General features: G+C 59.7%; 16 protein-coding genes. 4 read left to right on the top strand and 12 right to left on the bottom strand.

All coding sequences use genetic code 11. From position 1 onward, the window contains the following. Positions 1–72: 72 nt before the first annotated feature. Positions 73–2,853 carry a TonB-dependent receptor gene (locus OQE62_RS04900; RefSeq protein ID WP_265720881.1) on the bottom strand — a complete coding sequence of 927 codons (2,781 nt, stop codon included), beginning with the start codon at positions 2,851–2,853 and terminating at the stop codon, positions 73–75. A gap of 463 nt (positions 2,854–3,316) precedes the next feature. Next, the gene (gene glk / locus OQE62_RS04905) at positions 3,317–4,279 is read right to left on the bottom strand and encodes a glucokinase (protein WP_265720882.1); all 963 of its coding nucleotides are present in this window, start codon (positions 4,277–4,279) and stop codon (positions 3,317–3,319) included. 637 nt (positions 4,280–4,916) lie between these two features. Here glk and OQE62_RS04910 point away from each other — a divergent pair. From OQE62_RS04910 to OQE62_RS04925, 4 genes are all read left to right on the top strand, one after another. Next, positions 4,917–6,080 carry a helix-turn-helix domain-containing protein gene (locus OQE62_RS04910; RefSeq protein ID WP_265720883.1) on the top strand — a complete coding sequence of 388 codons (1,164 nt, stop codon included), beginning with the start codon at positions 4,917–4,919 and terminating at the stop codon, positions 6,078–6,080. A 34-nt stretch (positions 6,081–6,114) separates the two neighbouring features. Beyond that, entirely contained in the window at positions 6,115–6,429 is a 315-nt protein-coding gene (locus OQE62_RS04915; protein WP_265720884.1) for a hypothetical protein, read from the top strand. 265 nt (positions 6,430–6,694) lie between these two features. Then, entirely contained in the window at positions 6,695–7,087 is a 393-nt protein-coding gene (locus tag OQE62_RS19475; protein WP_377535741.1) for a peptidoglycan recognition protein family protein, read from the top strand. A 209-nt stretch (positions 7,088–7,296) separates the two neighbouring features. Next, the gene (locus OQE62_RS04925; protein WP_265720885.1) at positions 7,297–7,680 is read left to right on the top strand and encodes a hypothetical protein; all 384 of its coding nucleotides are present in this window, start codon (positions 7,297–7,299) and stop codon (positions 7,678–7,680) included. Between the two features lie 134 nt (positions 7,681–7,814). Here OQE62_RS04925 and OQE62_RS04930 read toward each other — a convergent pair whose 3' ends face one another. The 10 genes from OQE62_RS04930 to OQE62_RS04975 all read right to left on the bottom strand — a co-directional run bounded on the left by OQE62_RS04930 (position 7,815) and on the right by OQE62_RS04975 (position 24,485). Beyond that, positions 7,815–8,615 (bottom strand): hypothetical protein, encoded by an 801-nt coding sequence (locus tag OQE62_RS04930; RefSeq protein ID WP_265720886.1) that lies wholly within the window; start codon positions 8,613–8,615, stop codon positions 7,815–7,817. Then, positions 8,588–9,409: a glycoside hydrolase family 16 protein gene (locus OQE62_RS04935; protein ID WP_265720887.1), complete on the bottom strand. Its 822-nt coding sequence runs from the start codon at positions 9,407–9,409 to the stop codon at positions 8,588–8,590. The genes OQE62_RS04930 and OQE62_RS04935 overlap by 28 nt, the downstream gene beginning before the upstream one ends. A gap of 538 nt (positions 9,410–9,947) precedes the next feature. Then, entirely contained in the window at positions 9,948–12,503 is a 2,556-nt protein-coding gene (locus tag OQE62_RS04940; protein ID WP_265720888.1) for a glycoside hydrolase family 3 protein, read from the bottom strand. Between the two features lie 168 nt (positions 12,504–12,671). Continuing rightward, positions 12,672–14,213 carry a glycoside hydrolase family 16 protein gene (locus OQE62_RS04945; RefSeq protein WP_265720889.1) on the bottom strand — a complete coding sequence of 514 codons (1,542 nt, stop codon included), beginning with the start codon at positions 14,211–14,213 and terminating at the stop codon, positions 12,672–12,674. A gap of 366 nt (positions 14,214–14,579) precedes the next feature. Further along, positions 14,580–17,405: a di-heme oxidoredictase family protein gene (locus tag OQE62_RS04950; RefSeq protein WP_265720890.1), complete on the bottom strand. Its 2,826-nt coding sequence runs from the start codon at positions 17,403–17,405 to the stop codon at positions 14,580–14,582. Between the two features lie 281 nt (positions 17,406–17,686). Continuing rightward, complete coding sequence (locus OQE62_RS04955) at positions 17,687–18,145, bottom strand: DUF6445 family protein (protein ID WP_322746561.1); 459 nt, start codon at positions 18,143–18,145, stop codon at positions 17,687–17,689. Then, a complete protein-coding gene (locus tag OQE62_RS04960; RefSeq protein WP_265720891.1) occupies positions 18,091–19,584 on the bottom strand; it encodes a tryptophan halogenase family protein in 1,494 nt (497 codons plus the stop codon). The genes OQE62_RS04955 and OQE62_RS04960 overlap by 55 nt, the downstream gene beginning before the upstream one ends. A 28-nt stretch (positions 19,585–19,612) precedes the next feature. Further along, a complete protein-coding gene (locus tag OQE62_RS04965; protein ID WP_265720892.1) occupies positions 19,613–20,647 on the bottom strand; it encodes a cupin-like domain-containing protein in 1,035 nt (344 codons plus the stop codon). A gap of 9 nt (positions 20,648–20,656) precedes the next feature. Continuing rightward, a complete protein-coding gene (locus OQE62_RS04970; protein ID WP_265720893.1) occupies positions 20,657–21,388 on the bottom strand; it encodes a SapC family protein in 732 nt (243 codons plus the stop codon). Positions 21,389–21,515: 127 nt separating this feature from the next. After that, on the bottom strand, positions 21,516–24,485 hold the full coding sequence (locus OQE62_RS04975) for a TonB-dependent receptor (RefSeq protein ID WP_265720894.1): 2,970 nt from the start codon (positions 24,483–24,485) through the stop codon (positions 21,516–21,518). Positions 24,486–24,569: the final 84 nt, after the last annotated feature.

Here is a 24,569-nt window from a genome sequence, read left to right on the forward strand (position 1 = left end):
TCGCGATCGACAAAAAAACCCCTGCAATACGGAATTGCAGGGGTCTTTTATCTGCGAGACTAGCTGGCGGAATTACAGCTCGTAGCTGAAGCCCAACAGGTAAGTCTTGCCGTAGCTCTGGTAGTCGCGTACCTGGAGCTCATTGTCGCCACTCAGGGTGGTGAAGGGTTCGTCAGTCAGGTTGATTCCCTGCAGATAGACGGACAGCCCCTCAAGGCCGGAGATACCGGCATCGGTAAAGTCGTAACCGAGCTGGGCGTCGACAATGGTTTCACCCAGTACATCCACCTGCTCGGTATTAAAGCCGAGACCGTAGACATCGCCCTTGAAGTCGGAACGCTTGCGCACGCTGGTGCGGGCGGAGAAACCATGGTTCTCGTAGTACAGGGTCAGGGTTTCGATACGGTCGGACAGTCCCGGCAGTTCGAACTCGTTGTCGTTCTGGTCCTCGATATCGGAACTCACGCCGGTGTGGCTGGCCAGCAGGCCGAAACCATCCAGGCTCTCGGAGAAGGCGTTGAATGGCAGGGTCACAGACAGCTCGTAACCCTGCAGGGTACCGCCGCCGGCGTTGATCTTGCCATAGGCAGTGGCTGTGGAATTCTCCGGCACTTCCCCGGTGGACGGATCCGCCACACCCGTCAGCTCAACCTGATAGTTGTCGTCAAAGTGCCAGTTGCTCAGATCCTTCCAGAAAAGAGCGGCCGAGAAGTAACCTTCGTCGCTGAAGTAGTTTTCGTAGGAGAGGTCGACACCGACCGCCTCCTTCGGCTCCAGCGTCGGGTTGCCGCCACTAATTACCCAGTTGTTGCCATTCGTATCCGGCGTCTGGTTGTAATTCACTTCCAGGGACGCGTTCATTTCATCCATGCGCGCGCGGGAAATGGTTTTTGCCGCACCGAAGCGCAGGGTCTGCTGGTCGTCGATCTCCAACGCCAGGTTCAGGCTCGGCAACAGCCGGCCGTAATCATGACCGAGTTTGGTCGGCGTGGCGACGACCAGGCCCTCTTCGGTGGTCTGGCCGGCATGGCCCCTGGACTGCTGTTCGGTGTAGACGTAGCGCAGCCCGGCATTGCCGGAAAGCGGCAGCCCCGCCACCTGGGTTTCAAAGCCTGCCTGCGCAAACGCAGCGGTCACTTCTTCGCTGACACTGTAGGACTTTGTCAGGTGGTCGATCCCGGTGAGCGACTCGTCCAGCAGGTTGTAGTAACCGTCGTTCATCATTGCTGCGGCGTCGTAGGCGATCATGTCGCCCATGCCGATAAAGTCCAGGGAAGCCGTACCCAGACGGTAGTCCTCCGGCACTTCCAGCATCTCCGGGAAGTCCGTCAGAGTCATGTAGTAACCGCCGGACTGCTTGGTCTTGGTGCGATCGCGGTAGGAAACGCCGTAGTTGATTTCGTTGACTAAGCCCAGATCCACCATCTGGCTGGCGGCGAGTTTGATCGTGGTCAGCTCGTCATCGATAGTCGGCGTATTGAGGAAGCCGTCCTGTGCGGTATTCTCGCCTGCTGTACCGGTCAGGTTGTAGTAATCGTTCAACGCGGAGCTGGCACCCCAAGACAGCGGACCACCTAGCTGGATCAGATCCCAATCACTGTAGTCCAGTTCGTGGTCGAATTTGGCGCCGGTGTTGCCTCCGTCAAAGGTATAGGTGAGGTCTTCGGCAATACCTTCGTTATCACCGCGGCCAGTGCCGGAGTAACTCTCGAAGCTCCAGATATCCCGCTCGACAGTTGAATGGCTGGCATCGAACTCCAACTGGAAAGTGTCGCTGAAATCGTACTTGGTATTGAAACCGAAGGATCCCAGCTCGGCCTGGCGAGTTTCCAGGTCGTTACGCACAACGACGCGTTGGTCTTCCACGGTACCGCTGCTGACAAAGCCGGACGCTTCGTCGATTTCGTTGGCACTGACAGGACCCTGCCCCCAGGCCATCGGAACCTCGATACCACGCAGGATCTTCTCGTCATTGAAGTCCACGTAGAGGGCATCGAAAGTGGTGTGCAGCTTGTCGTTGGGCTGCAGTTCCACTACCAGCATGGCGCTGTCGCGTTCCAGTACGGAGGAGCGTACAAAGGGCTTGGCCCCACCCAGTACAGAGTAATCTTCCAGCCCCGGCGTGTCTGTGCGATAGCCCCACGTATTCCAGCGCTCTTCCTGGTTCGGGGAGCTCATGGTGTTGTAGGCGAAAGCTACACCGATAGTGTCGTCGGCGAACTGGTCGATATAGGAGAAGGTGGCGCGATGACCGCTATCTTCGCCGTCCGGATTCAGCTTGTCGAAACCAGTCTGCTCCAGCTGCCCATTGAACTTGACCACACGCTCGCCACGCTCCAGCGGTTTGACGGTCTGCATGTCGATCACGCCGGCAATACCTTCTGCCTCGATATTGGCCTGCGGCGTTTTATAGACAGTGACACCACTCATGATCTCTGAGGGATAGAGATCGAACTCTACGCCGCGGTTATCGCCAATGGAAACCTGCTCGCGGCCATTGAAGGTGGTGGCACTCTCGTTTTCACCAAAACCGCGGATGGTCACCCGACTGGCGCGACCATCCAGACGCTGGGTGGCGAGCCCCGGCAGGCGCGAGATGGACTCGGCGATGGAGGAATCCGGCAGCTTGCCGATATCCTCGGCGGAGATAGCCTCAACCACGGCCTTGGCGTCGCGTTTGGTGTCGATGGAGTCCATCACACTCTTGCGGAAGCCGGTGACAGTTACCTCTTCAAGTGTATTGGAGACGCCCTCTTCTGCGGCGAAAGCCGGCAGCGAAACACTCACGGCTGCTACCGCAGCGGACAGCAAAGTGGGCCGGAAGGCCCCCTTACCTTTATAGGATTGACTCATCATCTTCTCCCTGGATTTATCGTTATGGTGAGTAGTTGCATCCTATGAGCGCCTATCATCCATAACATCCTCCCCCCGAGGGGGAGGAGGCGGGAGAAGCGACCGGGCCCCCGGGCCCGGCGCGATAACACACCGTAACCACTTGTTTTACATAGACTTTATCGGGCCCAAGTGACCCGACCCGGAAGCGGCGGAACCATCTGGAGAGACTCGATATGCCCCTCCACCCCTCGATCCACCACAGTCCCCGTCCGGGCCGCATATGATGATTTCACAGGCCCAATCTGTCCAGAAAACAATCAAAACGTTGGCAGAACGTCCAGAAAAGACTCGATTTCGATCTATCCGGGAAATGGAAATCCCTCCGGATAGCGATGAAAGGAATCAGAATCCCCTCCTCCCACCTGCATTTCCGGTGGCGCGGGATTGCGTGGGCCAGACTGAAATGGAAGCTGCCGCCCGCTCAGTTATCCAGCTGTACCGCGGCCCCGATCAGGGCCTGAAACCCGGCTTTCAGGGCGTACAGGGGGACCGTCTCCATCCAGCCGTGGACCCGGCCCTTGTCGAGAAAACGCTGTTCGAAGTCGCTTTCCGGCAGCAGTTCGGCGATACGCGGCAGTATGCCGCCGCCGAGGAAAACACCGCCGCGGCCCCCCAGGTACAGCGCCGCGTCGCCGGCGGTGCTGCCGAGGAAGTTGAGGAAGTCGATCAGGGCTTCACGGCACATCGGGTCGGAACCATCCAGGCCGCGGCTCCCCACATCCGGCGGGGTCAGATCTTCGGCCCGCTTGCCGTTCAGTTCGCAGACGGCGCGATAGAGATTCACCAGGCCGTTGCCGGACAGCACCCACTCGTTGAACACCGGCTGGCGGTCCCGCATCAGTATCTGCAGTAGCTGCAGGTCGCGCTCGGTGGCCGGGGCCAGGTTGGCGTGGCCACCTTCACCGGCCAGTACGTGATAGCGGCCGTTTTCCACCGCCAGGCCGGCCACGCCAAGGCCGGTGCCCGGACCCAGCACCGCCATCTGTGCGCCCTCGATCCGCGGCGCGTCCCTCAGCACCGTGTAGTCCTCGCTGCCCAGTTTGGGCAGGGACAGGGCCAGCGCGGCGAAATCGTTGATCAATTCCAGGTGGGCAAAGCCGAACTCCCTACGCAGCGAATCGGCGCAAATACTCCAGCCCAGGTTGGTCATATAGACGCGGCCGCCGGCCTCGGTCCTGTCCACCGGGCCGGCCGCGGCGATACAGGCGCGCTCGGGCACCGACCGGTCGAGGCTCTCGATCCAGTGGTGGAAGGCGGCATCGAAGCCGGCGAACTGCTGGCAGTCCACCACCTTGAGGCACTGCAGTTCATAGCCGCCGTCGGTGGGCTGGGCGATGGCAAAGCGGGCGTTGGTACCGCCGATATCCGCTACGATGCTTGTCATTGCTTATTACCTGTTATCTCCCTGAAAAGCGGCGCTATAAGTTACGGATTCGGCGGGTAAAAAACCAGCCCTCCCCGGCGCCGATGGCGTCTCCCCTCCACCGGGAGGGGGAGACAGGCGCCAGTCGGCACTTTTGCGGGGGGCGCCGACAAACATGCGGCCAAAAAAAGACCGGCACTGGGGCCGGTCCAACTAGCAGAAAGGAAGAAGAAGGCGATGGAGCCCACTGCCTCGGCGACCGCAGTAACCAGGGATGCCGCCTGTGTGGCAGCGGCGGTCGCGTGATGCGGATCATCGCCGCAGGGGCCGGGTCTGTCGGCCCACTTTCGCCACCGGGGGCAAACTGGGGCCTTGCCACTTTGCCCGGCGGGCGGGACGCCGGCCATTCCGGGGCCGGGATCTCCGCAGGACTGGAATCGTTGACTGCTCGGTCGGAGCGCTTTCCACTCTGTCGCAAACCGCGGGTTGCCCTTTTCCCAGTATGGATGCCGAAATGAAACAACCGCCAACAGAGCGTATGGCAACCGGCGACAGCCACAAAATTCATCGCAAGCCAAGATAGGCGCGGCGCTGGTTATTCTCTATACTGCGCGACAGAACAACACTACAAACAACTCTAATAACCAGCCCGAGCGAGATGAAAGAATACGTATTCAATATCCCCGATGTGGTATTGCTGATGACCGCTGCGGAGTGCCTGCTGCTGTCCATCTTTCAACTGGTACTGCCACAGCGCGAACGCAACTACGCTCTGCTGCTGACCGCCTTCCTGCTGATCGTGGCCCTGGCCTCCACCTGTACCCTGATTCTCTGGAACGACCAGTTCACGCTGTGGCCGCTGTTCGAGCAGCACATGGTGCCCTACCTGCTGTTCGCCGCACTGATGCTGAAGGGGCCGGCCTTCTACCTCTACGTTTCGGCCCTGACCCAGCAGAACCTGCGCCTGCAGCGACACCATGCACTCCACCTGCTGCCGGCAGTGGTAATGCTGCTGTGCATCGCCATATTCGGCCTGAGCGCCGACGACCTGCGTCACATTGCCGTGGCCGGCCAGGGCATTCCCTCGGGGCTGGTGGATCTTGTCTGGGACCTGTCCACGCTGGTGCCACTCGCCTACGCGCTGGCCGCGGTGCTGCTGATCCGCCGCTACCGCGGTGAATTGAAGGACGAGTACTCCCACTTCTCCACCGAGGAGCTGAGCTGGCTGAGCGGCCTCACGCTGGCCGTGACCGCCAGTTGGGGCTGGACTCTGCTGGTGCATATCCTCGCCCGGTTCTCGTCCGTGGCCCTTGCCGACTACCTGGGGATCGCCGACAACTACATCACCTTCATCCTGGTGAACGCCTTTTTCGCCTATACCCTGACCTACGCCCACCGGCTGCTGGACACCAGGCCGGAAGCCAGCCGCGAGGTACCGGAGGAGGAGCCATCCGACAGTGCCATCGACCGGGTCCGCCGTGCGATGGAGGGCGACAAGGTATTCCTGAAGAAGAACCTGAACCTGGAACAGTTTTCCGAAAGAGTGGACCTGCCGGCAAAAGAGGTCTCCGCCGTTATCAACAAACACTTCGGCACCAACTTCTTCGAGTTCGTGAATTCCTATCGCGTGGAGGAGGCCAAAGCGTTGCTGGCCGATGCGAAAAACGCCGACATGACGATTCTCGATATCCTGCTGCAGTCCGGCTTCAATAGTAAGTCCGCCTTCCACCGCTTCTTCAGCCGGCTGGTGGGAATGTCGCCGACGGAGTACCGTAAACAGACGCGGGCGCCCAGGGAAGAAACATCGGTCGCACAGCCATAGTCCGCCGGCTCCAATACAACCGTCGTGGACAGCGATGTCCGCGGCGGAAATAGCCGCATACCCACCATTACTCATCAACGGCACGCTGGATACCACCTACCTCGGCGGCCTGGGCCAGAGCGACGGCGTCTACCGCCGCATTCCCTACGGCGTGCCCAAACTCTTCTACGAGGCCTCCAACGCCGGCCATAAGGTCTGGGGCGGACCGGAAGATGCCAATCGCTACGTGGGCCAACTGGCACCGGCCTTCCAGAAAACCTTCCTCGACGGCGATACCCACTGGGCCGAATTCCTGGACCGCCCGCCCCTCTATGTGGCAACTTTCGAAAGCGCCCACCTCCCCAACTGATCTTTCCACCAAAAGACAGGCACTGTGCACCGGCGTTTGTCGGTGCATTTTTTGTGGGGAAGCCGAGAGATACCGCAGGACAGGAGGAAGATTACGCCCCTATTGACATCCAGCAGTTCTCTGCGAGAAATTTCGTGTCATCATCCATCAGGATCATTTTCAGGGAACAGAAGCCAACTGCTTTCTCGCACAGTCCTTTGACAACTTTTCCCCCTGAGACTCATGATAGCGATCTGTTCGGAATAAAACCTGACAAGGATGCCTCATGCCAACCCTAAAGAATGGATTACTGATTGACCCTAAAGTACATCAACGGGTATTTCCCGGCCTTGAAAAAGGGCCTCTAAATTCTGTCAATGCCTTAGTCATTCACCAAACTGGGGCCCCTACTGCACAACACACTTTCAATTCATATCAGAAATCCAGTTATGGGGCGCACTTTTTAATCGACAAATCAGGAAAGGTCTACCAAACAGCAAGCCTTGAAAAGAAGGCTTATCACGTTGGCAAAATAAAATCGAAATGCTATGAAAACAACAACTGCAAGAAAGCAGAGCTACAAACTGTAACCAGCATTCTATTTGCGCAGGGAAAACGCTATTCAACCCGCATTTCTAACCTACATTCTCACGAAAAGGCAAAGCCTTACCCGGATTGATTCCCCCTCAACCTGGACTCTCTTGGCATTGAAATCGTGGGGGAGTACGATGCCGCCGCCAAATCCTACGAAAGCGTATCTCCTCAACAGAACACTTCACTACAATGGCTTATCGGCACTCTATATCAGTTATTCAGCCTAACCAAAGCTGATATATACCGGCACCCTGACGTTTCCTACAAAATGCCCTCTGAAGCAGGCACTGCAAAATGGTAAAGCAAATACTGTTTTTTACGCTCTCTCTTCTCACTGTTCAGTTTCTGCCCGGCTGCACAAAGGCCAATACAGATATCACAGTTACGGAGATAACAGGAAGGGGAGTTGATGATGACAGCGGGGCTTTCTGCTCAGATTTTTCCCTGACCACTGAAGAGGCCCAACACTATTTCGACAAAACGCGAAAAGTATCTGTCAAGGAACTTCACGATCGGTACGACTTTCTTCCCTGCTATGTAAAAGGGAAGGCCACGAGGGGTGGCCAGATTTGCGAATGGGAAATCCGCGCGGGAGGGACAGGGCGTTTTACTTGTGGGGAGGACGCCGGTTTGACGGCATGCGTGGATTGCCTTCCCGCCGCCAAAACCTCGCATTGATTTCCGGCCAGTAAAAAGCCCGGCTTTTTCGACCCGGGTTTTTTATCGGGGTGGAAAACCCTGTGGTAACCGATCCGCACCGAGGCAGGCGTAGGTTGTAGTGAGCCCCGCGAACTCCAACCTACACCAATTTGTCAGTCGCGGTTGAATGGCGGCTTGCCTTTTTTCCAGCCCCGCTTCTCACCACGCAGGGGCAGGCATTTGTGTCGGCCTTTTTTCCAGCGCACCGTTTTGCATTTCTCTCCACTGTCGCCGCCGGAGAGGTAGATATTGTCGATCGACGGGTCGCTCACCTCGCCGATGCCCAGCACCTGGAAAAGTTGGCGCATATCGGCAAATTCCAGATCTGCCGCCAGGTCCGTCATCGGAATGGCGATATGGTGCCATTGGCCATCGCGGGAGAAACCGTAGGGGTCACTGCCGGGACTGAAGGTCACCCAGGTCTGGCCAATATCCTGCACATTACCGCTCTTCATACCGATGCGGAATTCGGTCTGGTCCGTGGTGCGCATGGAAAAGTGCAGCGCTGCCTCCTCGTTGTCGAAGGCAGAGAGATCGAAACCCTCTCGGTCAGCGAAGCCCATTCCGAACCAGCCCAGGCCGGTGGAGGCCAGGTTGAGTGCGCTGTCGCCCTCCGGGGCATTGCCGTGGGACAGGTTCAGCGTACCTTCCCAGATAAACAGGTCGCTGTCCTCGCCCTCCACCAGGGTGCCGGCGCTGCTGTTGGTATCGGTTTCGGTGTAGATGCCGAAGCTGCCATCCTGCGGTGCCGGCAGCGGCTCGCTCTCGGTGAGATAGATATTGTCCACGGCGATCTCGAAGGCCTCCGCCGGCGCCGGGCTGGAGAGGCTGAACAGCGTCTGTACGGTTTCCATATCCACACCCTCGAAACCGGACAGGGGAATCGCTACATGATGCCAGGCACCATCTCGCACCAGACCGTACTGTTCCAGATATAGAGGCTGGTGTTGTTCTCCCAGTCCAGCGCATTTTTCACTTCCCGGGTTTCGGTCATGATACCAAAATCGCCGCTCGGGTAGTCTTCACTGGCCACTTCCAGTTCGGTGTGCTCGTTGGTATAGAGGCGCACGTAATCCACGTACATTCTCGCCGGGAAGTCCGCGGTGATCTGCACGGCATCGGTGATCTCGACAAAATTCCAGCCGCCAACCGCCAGGTTGAGCAGGATATGCATGGGGTTGTCGCGGAACTCCGACATATTGGGGTCGGTGATATCCATGGTAAGCACCTGCGTGTCGTCCACGGAGATCACCAGTTCCTCGGGTGTCCAGTCCAGGCGATAGGTGCGATAGTCGGAGTAGAGCGGATCGGACAGCACCACGTCCTCGGCGTGGTCCGCCTGCAGCCAGTCGCTCCAGGTGCCGGACTCGTGCCACCAGTGCACCGCGCCGGACACCGCGTGATTGACGGTGCCGTTGTCGATTGCAGAGCGGAAGCCGGCCTCGAGAATATCGATCTCGCCGGACCGGGGCCAACCGTCCACACCGTAGTTGTCACCCATCAGCCAGAAGGCCGGCCACAGGCCATTATCCAGTTGCGGCAGCTTGATACGCGCCTCGAGAGTACCGTAACGGAAGCCAACGCGGCCGTTGGTATGCAGGCGCGCAGAGGTGAACGGCTTGCCCTCGTATTCTTCGCGGCGCGCCTCGATCACCAGGTTGCCGTCTTCGAGGTAGACGTTGTCTTGCGAGGCGGTGTAATACTGCAACTCGCCGTTACCAAAGCCGCTGCCGCCGGTGTTGTAGGTCCAGACACTGCGGTCGATGCGCTCGCCGTCGAACTCGTCTGACCAGATGGGGCCGACTGTGCACTCGCGAACGACGCTGCTAACAGACCGGCCGCGAAGGTGCCCGACACTGCGGGGATTCCTATTTTACGCATGGGTTTTCTCTCGCTTTTTGCTTTTATCATCGATTGATTGTCGGAGCGGACGCACCGGCGGGTTGAGGTAAAAACAGCGCTCGCCGCCAGTTGCGTTCCGGGCGCGGATCTCACAGCCAACTGCGTGGACGGGGTTCCGGCGGATGGGTAGAGATGTGCCGGAGCTGTCCTGAAACTGCAGAGAAGTTCGGTTTTTATTGTTCTTTTAAACTCAAGTTTCGGGGTTTGGTTCAGGGAGCTGGAGCGGGGTGCGCCGTGCGTACCGTCTAAAGCCTGGCATCGGCGCCAGGCCTTTCGGTGCGCAGGGTGCACCCTACGATTGCGATGACCTTATTGTCCTCCGGGTATCGTGTACCGGAATCAGATCAGCCGCACTGGATATCCGCCTCCACATCGGTGGCGATGCGGATGCTGTTGACCGATACATCCATCTCGCCTTCGGTCAGCATAAAGAAGGGCGACAGCACCATATCCATCTGCGCCCCCTGCTCGGCCATGCACTGCAGCGCCACGGAGACGGTGCCCCACTGGCCCGGTTCGGCGGCGCGCAACAGGTCGGTGACCGGCTGGGTGGCCAGGCAGTCGGTGCCGCAGTTCATGCCGATGCTGGCCGCGCTGCTGGGCGCCTTGTCGACTTTCACATCGAACACCAGCGCACCGTCGGCTTCGAGGTAGGCGCTCAGGTCCGTGCGGCTGTTGGCGAAGAAACCGACGCTGGCCGGCCCCTGACCGCTCCACTGCAGGCGGCGGCTGTCTTCCTGGACATTGCGGTCTACAGACTGCACGCGAATACCATCCAGCTCGGCGATGCTGGTGGTGATCGGCTGGCGGTTGTTGGCGATGTCGACCACTTCCAGGCTCCAGGGATCCAGGGCGCGGCCCTCGAATACCGGCAGCGCATCGGCGATATCCCGCCGGGTCAGGCCGCTTTCTTCCGGCAGTTGTGCCGCAGCAATGCCCCGCTCGCCAAAATCCAGTCCGTAGCCGTAGGGGAAGAGTGCCTGTCCGCTGTCGGCGAGGTTGCGCGGTGTGGGCACGGCGTTTTCCGGCCAGGTGAACGGCAGCTTGCCGACGAAGTCGTGGTTCACTTCACCCCGGGCATCGCGGAAGACCACATCCGCCACGCCGCCGCCCTCGGTACCCGGCTGCCAGATCACGGCAAAGGCGTCGGAGGCATTGATCTCGGGATTGACCCACAGCGGGCGCCCGGTAATGAACAGGGATACCACCGGGACATCCTGTGCGTGCAGTTTCCGCAGCAACGCCAGGTCCTCGTCGTCGCTGTAGTCTAGGTTGGCGATATCACCCTGCATTTCCGCGTAGGGATCCTCGCCGAACACCACGATGGCCACATCGGGTTTCCGTTCGAAGCTGCCGTCCTCGCTCAACACCGCCTCGCCGCCGGCGGAGGTCACCGCTTCGGCAATGCCGTCGTAGATGGAGGTGGCCCCGGGGAAGTCGCTGTTGTCCGTGCCGGTACCCTGCCAGGTGACACTCCAGCCACCGGCCTGCTTGCCGATATTGTCGGCGCCGTCACCGGCCACCAGCACGCGCTGGTCGCGGGCCAGAGGCAGCAACTGGTCGCGGTTTTTCAGCAGTACCAGGGATTCGCGCACGGCCCGGCGCGCCACGGCGCGGTGTTCCGGTGCGCCGATTACCGATTCGTCACCGGCCAGCGCGCGCTCGGAGGGGGCGCCGCGCTCGAACAGGTCCGCGCGCAGCTTGACGCGCAGGATGCGGCGCACCGCATCGTTCAGGCGCCCGCTGGAGATGGTGCCGTCTTTGGCCTGGGCCAGGGTGCTGGCGTAGAGTTTTTTCCAGTCGCCGTCCGGTGCCATGAACATATCAATACCGGCGTTGATCGCCTGCGGGCAGCTGGTGTTGCTGCAGCCGTTGACGAACTGGTGACCGTTCCAGTCGCCGATCACGAAACCGTCGAAGCCCATCTGTTTCTTGAGCACATCGGTCAGCAGGTATTCGTGGCCGTGCAGTTTTTCACCCTGCCAGCTGCTGAAGGAGGCCATTACCGTCTGCACGCCGGCCTCGATCGCCGTGAAATAACCGGGGGCGTGGATCTTCATCAGCTCTTCCTCGCTGATATCCGCATCGCCGCGATCGATACCGTCGCGGGTACCGCCGTCGGCGATAAAGTGTTTGGCGGTGGCGATCACCTGGCCGCCGGAGAGGAAGCCGTCGCTCTGCGGATCGCCCTGCAGTCCCTCGACCATGGGGCCGCCGTAGCTTTTCACCACCGCCGGGTCTTCGGAATAGGATTCGTAGGTGCGGCCCCAGCGGTCGTCGCGGGCCACTGCCAGGGTGGGGGAGAAATCCCAGTCGATGCCGGTGGCGGCCACCTCGGCGGCGGTGGCCTTGCCGATCTCGCGGATCAGATCGGGATTGCGGGTTGCCCCCAGGGCGATATTGTGCGGGTACAGGGTCGCGCCGATCACATTGTTGTGCCCATGTACCGCGTCGGTCCCCCAGATGATGGGAACGGCGGTGCCGCCGTCGCTGGTATCCATGGAGGCCGCATAGAAGCTGTCCGCGAGCGCCACCCAGTCATCCACGCTGGAGTGCTTGTTGTTGTTCGGGAAGGCGCCGCCGCCGTTGAGGATGGAACCCAGGTGATATTCCCGCACATCTTCCGGGGTCACTGCGCGCAGCTCCGCCTGGAACAGCTGGCCCACCTTTTCCTCCAGGGTCATCTGCTCCAGCAGCTGGTCGAGCCTCGCCTCCAGTTGCGGGTTTTCGGCAACGCGACTGGTCAGTTGCGGCCATTCGACCGCGCCCCCGGCCTGTACCTCTTCCGGCGCCGCGCCGCCATCGCCGTCAATCGGCTGCCCACAACCCGTGAACGCACCGCCCACCATCAGGCCGGACAAGATACCGATTATCCTGCCCAACGAATGTCGCTTTTTCATTACCGCGAACTCCTGTCTTATTCTTACTTCACATCCGCCGACATGGCGGCACCCGGCAGCCTCCGTTGTACGGGAGGCCCCGGGTGGGGTCGTCCCACTTTGAAACGGCATGGCAAAATGGTGCATACCACCTTGCCGCCCGCAGCAGACATCAAAATGGGACGGAACTCACCGGGCCAGGCGCACGTTGTCCACCTGCAGTACCGCACCATCCTGGTTTCCCCAGACCGGAGAGATCACAAACGGCGTATCCACCGCTTTCGCGTTCAGGCCGCCGTCGACCAGGTCCGCCATGGGGATCTCGAAGTGGGTCCACTGATCGAGCGGCGGCATGTCCAGGGGGTAATCCCCGGAAGTACAGGGATGCCCGCAGTCGGCGCGAAAGGTGAGGGCAGCCGAGCCGGCATCGGCCGGCTCTTCCAGAACCCGCAAGTCAAACTTCACGTAGGTGTAATCACTCAGGTCGTAGGCATCCACGGACTGGAAAAAACCGATACCCGCGTCGGTGTTGTAGGTAATCCGGCCCGCATCGCCGTAGTCACCACCTACTTCCACCGTTTCAAAATCCACAGTGCCGCCGTCTGTATAGGTGTACCACTGGTAGGGCGCCCGGATTTCTCCGTTGAATATCACCAGCTCGTCACCGGCATTGTCCGGCGCCTCGGGCGGCGTATGACCGGGGTTGCTGACGAAATCTCCATCCGTACTCGCACAGCCCCGGCCGGTCTCGAAATCCTCGCTGCATTGATAGACACGCACATGGTCGATCTGGAATTCCTGCGGAAAAGCGCTTTCGTCGATACCGCCATCATTGACGTTGGCCGGCCAGTCTCCGCCCACGGCCAGGTTGAGAATCAGGTGGAAGGTCCGGTCGAAGGGCGCCAGGGGATTGTCCAGCGCGGCGGAGGAATACCAGCCGTCGCTGGTCTGGGTGGCGTAGTGGTCGCCATCCACATACCAGCGGATCTCCCCCTCTTCCCACTCCACCGCATAATCGTGGAAACCGTCCGCCGGGTTGAGGTCGCCGGGGATCCGATAGGCCTCGCCGGAGTGGACGTTGCCGGGCCATTCATCGCCGAAATGCAGGGTGCCGTGGATACGGTCCTCGCCGCCCACTTTCAGGTTCACCGCCTCCAGGATGTCGATCTCCCCGGACAACGGCCAGCCGCCGTATTCCCAATCCGTGGGCAGCATCCAGAAAGCCGGCCAGCTCCCCTGCCCGTGGGGCAGTTTTGCGCGCATCTCGAAGCGGCCGTACTTCCAGTCGCCGAGCCCCTTGCTACGCAGGCGTGCGGAGGTATAGGTGCCGCTGCCGCTGGTGTCTTCGGGATCGTAGTCGGGGTCGTCATCGGTCTTGCCCGGGCCCACCGCGTCTTCGCGGATGGCTTTGATATGCAGCATATCGTCGGCGACCCAGGAGTTGTCCCGGTCGTCCACATAGCACTGGGCCTCGTTGTTGCCGCCGCCGGTGCAGTTCTGTTCGTGGGTCCATTTTTCGCTGTCGATGGCGTCGCCGGAGAATTCGTCCTGCCATACCAGGCAGTAGCCGGAATTCTGCGGATCTTCCAGGCAGCGTTCGGGGCGGGTCTCAACGGGATCTTCGGGTATGTCGGTGATGCCGTCGCTGTTGCCGCCGGAACTGCCGCCACCACAGGCGGTGGTCGCTGCGGCCAGGGCGAGTAGTGTTACCCGGAAAGGGATTGCAGGCATGTTTGTCTCCTCATCGCTTGGTTATTGTTTTTAATCGCTCCCGAAACAGGGAGCACTTTTTATCTAACGGGGAAACGCAAAAAGAATCGCCCCACATTGCGAAAATGCGCAAGGTGGGGCGAACATTCATTCAGGAAAAACGGAGAAAACAGGGCACGCCCTGCAGTTTTTTACAGGCTCAGCTTTCGGAGCTGGAAATGCCTGCCGATGGCACAAGCCGGGGCGGGGTGCGCCTTTCTGGGACTGTCTGCGAGAGGGACCTCGCAGACAAGCCTACGGGGACGTATTCACGGCGGGGGCGCCTAGCCGTGTCCCGGAAAGACGCACCCCGCCCCGGCTCCCCGAAGCAGAGCTCAGAAGCTTGAGTTAGAGTGAGTTGAGGAAGTTCAGCAGATCCTGTTTGTCGGAAGACGACAGCTCCTGATAGTTGTCATTGGCAGCCTGCCCCTCGCCACCGTGCCAGAGGATGGCCTCTTCGATGGAGCGGGCGCGACCGTCGTGGAGATAGCTGTGCTCGGGCGTACAGATTTCATCGCCCTGCTGCCCCGTGGGGTTTTCCACCCCGCCGGTGACACAGGCGGAAAGACCCAGCCCCCACAGCGGCGGCGTGCGCCACTCGGCACCGGTGGCCTCGCCTTCGCCGAAATTATCCGCCAGGCCCGGCCCCATATCGTGCAACAGCAGATCGGTATAGGGGTGAATGGTCTGGTTGCGCAGTTCGGCCAGCGGGTGATTTTCACCGGTCTGGTGGGTGGGCGTGTGGCAACCGGCACAGCCAGCATCCGCGAACAGCTGTTCACCGTTCTGTACCGAGGGATCGTTGTAATCCCGCTGCGGACGCACGCCCAGCAGCGAAATGTATTTGATCAGATCCTGCAGATGTTCGTCGTCGAGCTCCGCACCGCTATTGCCGCAATCACTCTGGCTGCCGCCGCAATCCGGCTGCGGATACACGGATGACAGCACGCCCATATCGGTATTGAGGGCCCGCGCCAGCTGGTGGCGGATGCTCGCACTACCGGCCTTCCAACCGAAGCGGCCGAGGCGGGTGTCGCCGGTCTCCGGGTCTATTACCCGATTGGCGCGACCGGAAATACCATCGCCGTCGGCGTCGTTCGGATCCGCCTGCGCCAGAATGGCGGATTCACCGATCGCTTCCAGCAGGCCCATACCCACCAGGTTGGGCGCGATGCGGGCGGAGAAGCGCTCCGGCGTCACGCCGGTAAAGGCGTAATTGGGCGAGCGCAGGCCATTCTGTTCACTCCAGAAGGCGATGGACACACTGCCTTCACTGGCGGCGCCGTCTCTGGCTTTGGGCTGTAGCACCGAGCCGAGATAGGGATCCGGATTGCCGTTGGCATCGGCCACCTTGAAGGTCCATTTGTCCAGTGGCTCTCCCACCGGCGCGGGTGCGGCGCGGCCGTTGCGTGCGTGGCAGCCGGCACAGCTGTCGTTGATATAGTGCGGCCCGGCCAGACCGAGCATGTCCTGCATCGGCGGGTTCTCAATCGGCTTCTCGTCGTGGACGCCATCCACCGCCGAACTGTGGAGTATGCGGCGGCCACGCATGAACGGCTGCGCATTGTCGTAGCCGGCATTCGTCGCCATCTGCATGAAATGGTTGTCCGTCTCCCCGGAAGTCATCTCGTGAATGGTGGTTTCGCCACCCAGCCAGGCGCGCTCCGGAATGCGGAAGGAATCCTTGACGCCGCCGAATGGTGTTTCGCCGCCGACATCCCAGGGCACCAGCCCCTCGCCGACGATGTACAGGAAGGTGGTGCCGTAATAGTTGGCCCGCCCATTGGGCACACTGGCATCCAGGAACTGGCTGATCTCGAATTCCAGCTTGTCGCCCACCTGGATATTACGGCCTTCACGGCAGTTATAGGTGCGCTCCTTGTGGTAGTTATACTGGTCCTCCACCACCATGGTGCCGTTGTCGCAGTACTCGGCAACCGTGCCGACACCGCGGTAAAACCAGCGGTTCTCCGCCTCGGTGTCACTCAAGCGAAACTCGGTCCGTACATTCATCCGCACCGTGTCGCCACCCTTGGCAACCTCGTCGATGATCTCGATCCCGGCAGTGCGGTCTTCCCAGTAGAAACTCAGGTAGTGGTCGTACGCCTGGAAATGATCCTCTTTTGCGTGGCGATCTCGGGCACGATCCGAGAATCGGGTGACCAGTGCGGTATCGGTCTCGAACTGGATCGCCGGCTCGAGCGGTGTGGTGCTGTCATAGAGGGGAAGAATGTTGCCGAGGTCGGGCGAGCCGCCGGATGAGGAACTGCTGCCGGACGACGAACCACCCGAAGAACTGCTGGAACTGCTGGAACTGCTGGAACTGCTGGAGCTCGAGCTACTTGAGCTGGAGCTACTGGAACTGCTCGAACTGGAACTGCCCGAACTGGACCCGCCCCCGCCGGATGAGGAACCGCCCTGACCCAGGAAAGTGTACTGGGTCGCGGCCGTCGTCTCGCCGACGCCGTCGGTGATTTTGGTGTAGTGCAGGCTGATGACGTCGCCCGCGGTGAGATTGGCAATATTGTGATACCAGTCGCCACCGTCCTGCGTCATTCTCACATTCTGCTGGACACCACCGTTCACGGTGTAGTGGATATCCACAATATCCCCCCCGGTCATGCGGGCCTGGGCGGTGGCGGCATCCAGCTCCACCACGCAGCCACTGTCGCAGTCCGGTTGCGAGCCGTAGACATCCAGTTCCCAAATGGAATATCCCCACTGGTTCCCGTCGCTTCGGCTGATTCCGTGAACCCTGACATGCCGATAGGTACCGCCAACCGGCACGCTATCGGTGCGATCACCGAAGACGCCACCACTCTCTGTGGCGAGGGTGTCCCACTGAATGCCATCGTTGGAGCCGAGGATTTCATAGGTTTCGGCGTTGGCCGCTTCCCAGGAAATCTCTACCCGATCCAGATCGTAGGGCTGGCCGAGATCGATGCTCAGCCAAGAGGGATCGGTCTGGGCCGCCGAGGCCCAGCGTGTGTTGTCGTCGCCATCCACCGCATTGGCGGCGGCCAGGTCCGCGGTACTCGCCGACGCCGTGGCGCCGCCGGCCAGGTCGGTGGACTGGGCCTGGGCCGTGACACTCATCGCTAGAAAAGCAGCGGCCATGAACAGGGAGAGCGCGGACGCCAGAAAGGTGTCCCGCTGTGGAGGGTATTGACACATGGGTCGATCCTCGCTGTTTTGTATTATTGATTATTGGACTTCTGCGAGAGCGGATAACCCGGGTTTTGGGGCTGGAGATTCCTGTCGGCGGCACCCCGCACCGGCTCCCGAAACCTGAGTTAATTCGCCTGCTGCACTCGCATTGCTGGTTATGGAGAGATGGAGGGTAGTTGCCCGGTGCACCTGCGTCGTCCCACTTTAGGGATATCTCCAATCTGGTGCGCTCAGCAACCAGCGAAAGGGAAATCCAGGCGACAAATCTTTGAACTCGCGCCCAATTCTCAGGAAAACTCGAAAAACAGATTGGCGGTTAGGCGACCACTTCGCGGATCCGGATCGATGTCCGTCTCCGTGTCCACCAGAATGGAATGCAGCAGGCTTCCGGGGTAGATGGAGAGGCGATGCTGTTGATAATCAATCCGGTGATAGAGCTCGAAGCCGTCGCGGCTTTCGGTCACATAGCCGGCGGAGGGGCCGCCCTGCTCCCGCAGGAACTGATCCGTGCTGGAAAAGTAGGTCTCCGTGCGCTCCTCACTCACCCGCTCGAAACCGGTGCTCCGGTGGCGAAAAAAGCCGGTACCGCCGCGGGGGCCCGGGTTCAGGTACAGCAGCAGGGCAAAGAAATACGGACTGGAGGTGTCGAAGTGGGGAATCCGCTGCAGGTCCGATAGCGATTCCGGCGCACTTACCCGATATTGGCTTTGCAGTATCGGTTGATGAATTCCATATGGTCGGGCCAGCTATCCACCTTTTGCCGCACATAGTTGCGGATACTGGCGAGGAAGCGACTCAGCTCTTCATCGCTCATCATGTCCACGATGGGGTGATAGGTGCGGGGCATCAGGCCCTGGCCCAGCATGACCTGAAGCCAAGAGGTTTCGCCAAACAGCTCCTCGCCATATTTGTATACGCGGCCACTTTTTTCGAACATCTCCATACGGTGAGCGAGTGAGTCGGGAATATCCATACCGCGACAGTAACGCCAGAACTCAGAGTCCTGCCGATCGGTCAGCTTGTAGTGCAAAATCACAAAGTCTCGCACATTTTCCGTTTCGTCCCGCACCATTCTGTTGAACTCATTGATATCCACTTGGAAGATACCGTTGGATGGAAAAACAGTTAGCAGTCGGATAATACTGCGCTGGATCAGGTGGATACTGGTGGATTCCAACGGCTCGATAAAACCACTGGAAAGTCCTACCGCGATGCAGTTTTTATTCCAGTGCTGGCGACGAGTGCCGGTTCGGAATGGAATAACACGCGGCTCATTGATCGGCTCGCCTTCGATGTTACCCAGCAGCTGTTTACGTGCGTCGTTATCATCCATGTAGTGGCTGCAGAACACCAGGCCGTTGCCACTGCGGGACTGTAGGGGAATACGCCATTGCCAGCCGGATTCGCGTGCGATAGAGCGGGTGTAAGGCATCGGCTTCGCTGCTTTTCCGGTTTGCACCGCTACTGCACGATCACATGGCAACCAGTGCCCCCAGTCCTCATAGCCGGTGTGCAGTGCCTTGTCGATTAACAGACCGCGGAATCCGCTACAATCGATAAACAGATCCCCTTCCAGCAATTTTCCGCTGTCCAACTTCAGTGCCTTGATATGACCGTTGTGGTGATCCAGCTGCACATCTTCAATCTTGCCTTCGATACGCATAGCGCCGTACTTTTCCGCCAGTTCGCGCAAATACTTGGCATAGAGGGTAGCATCCAAGTGATAGGCGTGATTGCGCTCCTGTCGCGGCGCGACCTGGAACCGTCCCTGCCTCGAAGCGAAGTGTTCCAGGCAATAGTCTCCGATATCGTGACTGATACCATTCCGCAGGCCTTTGACCCAGAAATGACTGAAGTTACAGGCCCAACAGTCTTTCCCAGCGGTACCGAAGGAGTGGATATAGCTGTGATCCACATCTTTCCAGTTTTCAAACGCAATGCCCAGCTTGAATGTAGCATTGGTATATGCCATCACCTCCCGCTCATCGATCCCCAGGAGCTGGTGGAACAACTGTAAAGTGGGAATGGTGGCTTCGCCGACACCAACGGTTCCTATGGATTCCGACTCGACCAGACAAATATCGAGATTTTTCCCAAGCAGTTTGGACAGGGCAGCGGCAGTCATCCAGCCGGCGGTACCACCACCGGCAACAACCACTCTGCGAATTCTTTTCTCTGCGTTCACGTGATTCTCTCGCTGACTGATGACACGCTCAGCGTTTCAGGTCATTTTGTAACTTGGCGCGCAACCGCATGGCGGCCTCGACGCTGAGCGGCTGCTGCAATATACCGCGGGCATCGGGCTCGATATGTTCGGCGGCACCGTCACCGGCGTCGAAAATGTAGTAGTCGAACAGCGCCTTCCAGGCCTTGCGTTGGTGCTCCGGCAGATTGCGCAACCCCAGAATGGCATGGAACAGGGCGTTGGTAGGGCGGCCCATGAAGGCCTCAGAGTCGCGCCACCAGTGGGTATAGAGCACATTCAGAGTATCCAGGCTCTCCACATGGTGCCACCACATCCCCGGCAGGAACAGGGCATCGCCGGGCTCCAGTTCTGCAAGCTGTGCATGGGCCAGAGCCTCGCGGAAGCGTGGAAAGCGCTCGAAGTCCGGGTTGTGAAAATCCACCAGGCTCACCTCCTGGCCACCGGGTGCAAACTCCAGCGGCCCCGGATAGAGGTTGGCGATCTCCTCCGGCGGCAGCAGGGTAAAACGCCGCCTGCCGGCAATATTGCAGGCGAGGTTATTGGGGAAGTCGTAGTGGGCCGCCACACGCACCCTGTTGCCCAGCCACAGGGAGCCGATGGGAGAGACCTCGCCGACGCCGGCGTCATTGGCGTCGGCGAATGCGGGAAACCAGTGCGATACTTCGCTGGAGGGCATATACCGCATTGGCATGGCAGCCGTATCGGCACTGGCCAGAATATCCTCCAGCAACGCGCGCAGATCCACTCGATGGGTCTGGAAGTTGAAGCCGCTCAGGTCTTCGCTGTAGAACACCCGGCCGCCGGTGCTCGCATCGCCGTAACAGCCATTGACGGGTCTCCCTCCATAGTGATCGAGGAGATAGTCCGCCATGGCCCGGGGAGATTCCCGGCCCGCGCGAACAGAGGGGAAATGCCCGCAGTAGCCGCGCAGAATCAGTGGTCGGGTAACGCCGACCACAGACGCCAGGACATTGCCCGGATTGACCCCTTCCACTTCATCGGTGGAGGGCAACCCGGCGGTTTCGATAAATGGCTGGCCCATGGCATCCCCCTACTGCACGGAGAGTCGGCGGTTTTTTTCATCGATCAGGCGACGCAACTGCGACTGGGAGGCCATGGCCATATAGATGGCCTCCAGGAAGCCCGCACGATGGAGCTCGTCCAGGTCCTCCGCGCTCATTCCCCGCAGCCGCTCTTCATCGATGGTGTAAAAGCCCTTGAGCTGATTGGCCTCACCATTGTCCAGGGTCACGTCCAGGGTAAAGGGTTCCAGCAGGCCGTTGACCTGCAGTGCGCGGACAAATTTTTCACTCTGCTCTATACCCCGATGGATCGCATCGAGCATATCAGCCACGCTGTCCAGGTAAGGGGAGTTTCCGCCGTATTCCAGAAACAGGGGCTCGCCCCGCTCGCGATTGACCCGCGGGTTGTCGATATCGATATGAATGACGCGGCGGCTTTTCTGCACCCCGTCTTCGACAAAATCCTGGCGCCCGATCAGGAACGGCTCGCGGCGAATGGTCAGCGGGACATAAGAGGCTGCCCAACCGTCTTCGCGCAGGTAGAGGTTTTCGCCGGGTTGGAAACCCAGTAACGCCAGCGGGAAAAAGCTGCCGCTGCTGGCGTCTTTCTGGAAAAAAATGGGATATTGCCCCTGGAGTGCGCGAAACTCCAGCGGGAAGGTCAGCGCGAACCAGGCGTCGTCGCCCAGTGCCGCATGGCGCTCGGCATTCACACGCAGGTCGCCATGCTCCACATTGTTCAGCAGTACCGCATTGGTCATCGTACTTCTCTCGTCGTCACTCGTTATTGTTGTTTCAGGATTACACAGTTTTCCGAATCAAAAAAGCCGCTGGTCCCCGGGGACCAGCGGCTTTCCTTTGCCTTGTCAAACCATTCCCGGCAATGGTTCAGAAGGCGTAGCGGGCACCCAGCTGCCAGCGCTCTCCACCCTGGTAGAGCCCCAGGAGCTGGCGATCATCGCGGCCGTGAACACGGATGTATTCATCGGTAACGTTGATCCCCTCCAGAAACACCTGCAGTCCTTCCAGTTGTGGCAGCTCATAGCTGAAATTCACATCAATCTGGCTGTAGGCCTCGGTGTACTGCGGATGGGCACCAGACGGAGTTTCTTCATGGCTGCGGGAGCTCAGGAACTCGTCGCGCCAGTTATAGGCAATACGGGCCTGGAAACCGTTCCTGTCATAGAAGCCCACCAGGTTGGCGGAATCGCTGAGACCAATCATGGACTCCTGGTCCATCAGCAGGTAGGGGTCGTACTCCAGGTCCGAATCTACCGCCGTATAATTGGCCTGCACGCCGAAACCCGATTCGCCGAACATATGCTGCACCGCCAACTCCAGGCCGTCGATGGTGTTTTCCACATCACCATTCACCGGCTGGCTGATGAGGAACACCAGGTCGGGATCGGTTTCCGGATTGCCGCTGATGCTAACCCCCTCAATTTCGCCGCCACTGCCGTATTCCACGTCAACGTAGGGATTGTCGGCGTGATTCTCGGCAATATACTGGCGAATAGTGCCAAAGGTATCGTGACCGGCGGCCCGGGCTTCCTCTACCAGCGGACCTTTCGCCGGGTTGGGGATGTTGAATACGGTTTTTTCCGTTATGCCGCTGCTGATGAAGTTGGACACTTCCTTGCGGAACAGGCCCGCAGAGGCATAGCTGCTGTCGCCGTAATACCACTCCAGGGACAGATCGTAATTGAGGGACTCGAAGGGTTTCAGCCCCGGGTTACCGGCGCTGCCGCCGCCGAGACCGGCATTCGCCACAGTACCCACAGAGGTGCCACCCTGGATGTCGCCGTATCCCGGCCGGGAGATGGCCTCGCTCACGGCGGCACGTGCCACCAGGTCATCCTTCAGGTCCATACTGAACGCCAGGCTCGGCAGCACGTAACTGTAGTCACCGGTTTCGGTCAAGTATTCCCGCTCGCCACTGCTCTGCAGGATAACTTCGTTGTCGGATGGCCAATATGCGCCATTATAGGCCGGTACCACCGAGGTGGATTCCACTTCGGTCTCCTCGTAGCGAAGGCCGGCATTCAGCTGATAGGGCATACCGCTGAGCTCGGAGCGGAAGTTGTACTGAACGTAAACGGCGTTGGAAGTTTCCTCCGTGGTACGGTCGGTTTCGGCGCCCCAGTCGGTGGAGGCACAGAATGCGGTACCGCAATCCCCCATACGGGTGGCATTAGCAATGTCGCCAGGATCTTCGCCGTACAACTCCTCCGCGGTTGCGCGCACCTCCTCGAAGTTCCAGGCGTAATAAGTATCCATGGCCTCCAGGCCACCGAGCTCGGAGAAATCCCCCCAAGACATATCAAACTGACTGGAAATGCTCTTGGGCGTAAACAGATCATCCGGCAGATCTTCTGGACTGCCCACACCACCCCAGGCGTTACGCATTACATTCACTGACTGGGAGGTATTGCTCACTTCCTGGCGAGAGATACCGAAATCGATATCGCTGGATTCGTTCAGCTCAAAGTTACCGCTGAAGCGGAACTGATCAATCTCGGAATGATCCTTGCTATTGGTGAGAGCAGAACCAGTCAGCAGAATATCCGAGGCATTGATGCCATCGTCAGTATCGACATAAATGGCCGGCAGATCTTTGGTGTAGTCCACGCTGCTACCGTTGCGCACCATGGCCGCGAGGCTCATGGTGCCACTCGTCCCCCAGGGACTGTCCGGACGGCGCTCTGCCTCGGAGTGCTGGCCATCAAACTCCAAACTCAGGCGGTCGTTGACTTGCCAGTCCAGGTTGATACCCGCCATATCGCCTTCGAATACCTCTGCAGTGCTGCCGCCACCCATGGCCACATCACCGCCTGTGCCGAATTCGGAATAGATCAACGGCGAGGAAATGGGGCCATCGGTCCATACACCCTGCTGGTCACCCGCCCAACTGTGGTAGACAGAGATATCATTGAACTGCTTGGCAATTTCGTTCTGGTAGTAGTTGTAATCCACGGTCGCCGTGAGGTCGTCTGTCGGCGCCCACTGCAGCACCAGTTGGCCGTTGGTCCGCTTACGCTGCTGCTCCTCAAACTTGTAGACGGCGCTGCGGGCAATAGAGTAAGTGTCTCCTTCCCCGGGGCGATTGACCTGATTCTCCTCTGGAAGACCATCCGGACTGTCGTAACTGCTCCAGCCGGGCGTGGTGGATTGCGCACTGCCACTCTCGCGCTCCTGCACACTGCCGGCGATGACCACACCGAATTCGCCATCGGCAAAGGTGTCGGAGTAGAAACCGCTGTATTCCGGCGTGATGCTGGCATCGTCGGAAGACTCATCCATCACGCCCTTAGCGGAAAAGCGGATGGTCCGCTCCGGCGTTTCCAGTGGACGCGCAGTCAGCAGATTGATGGTGGCGCCCATACCACCGGACGGCAGGGTCGCATCGCTGGTCTTGGCCACCTCCACGCCGGTGACCATATCGGAGGCGATATTCTGGAAGTCGAAGGAGCGGCCGCCGGTGGTGCGGGCCAGTTGGCGGCCATTCAGGGTCACCAGGTTGAAGTCCGGCCCCAGGCCACGCACCGTGACCTTGCTGCCCTCGCCGTTCACACGGTCGATGGACACACCGGAGATACGCTGCATGGACTCCGCCAGGTTGGTATCGGGGAACTTGCCGATGTCTTCGGCGGAAATGGCGTCAACCACGCCACTGGAGTCGCGCTTGATATCCATGGATCTCTGGAGACTGCCACGGATACCCAGGACCACAACTTCTTCGAGATTGTTGGATGAACTTACATCAGATTCGGTCTGCGCCAGGGCTGCGCCACTGAGGCCAGTCAGGGCGGCGATTGCCGCCGCCATGGATTTCTTTCTGAATCCAGCTTGCTTGCTCATGGAGTTCTCTCCCCATCGTCACGTCGTTATTTTTTATGCGTCTACGTACGTCAGATGACGGCTATCCGATTATCCGATGAAGAT

The organism is Microbulbifer halophilus (genome assembly GCF_026183675.1).
GTDB lineage: Bacteria > Pseudomonadota > Gammaproteobacteria > Pseudomonadales > Cellvibrionaceae > Microbulbifer > Microbulbifer halophilus.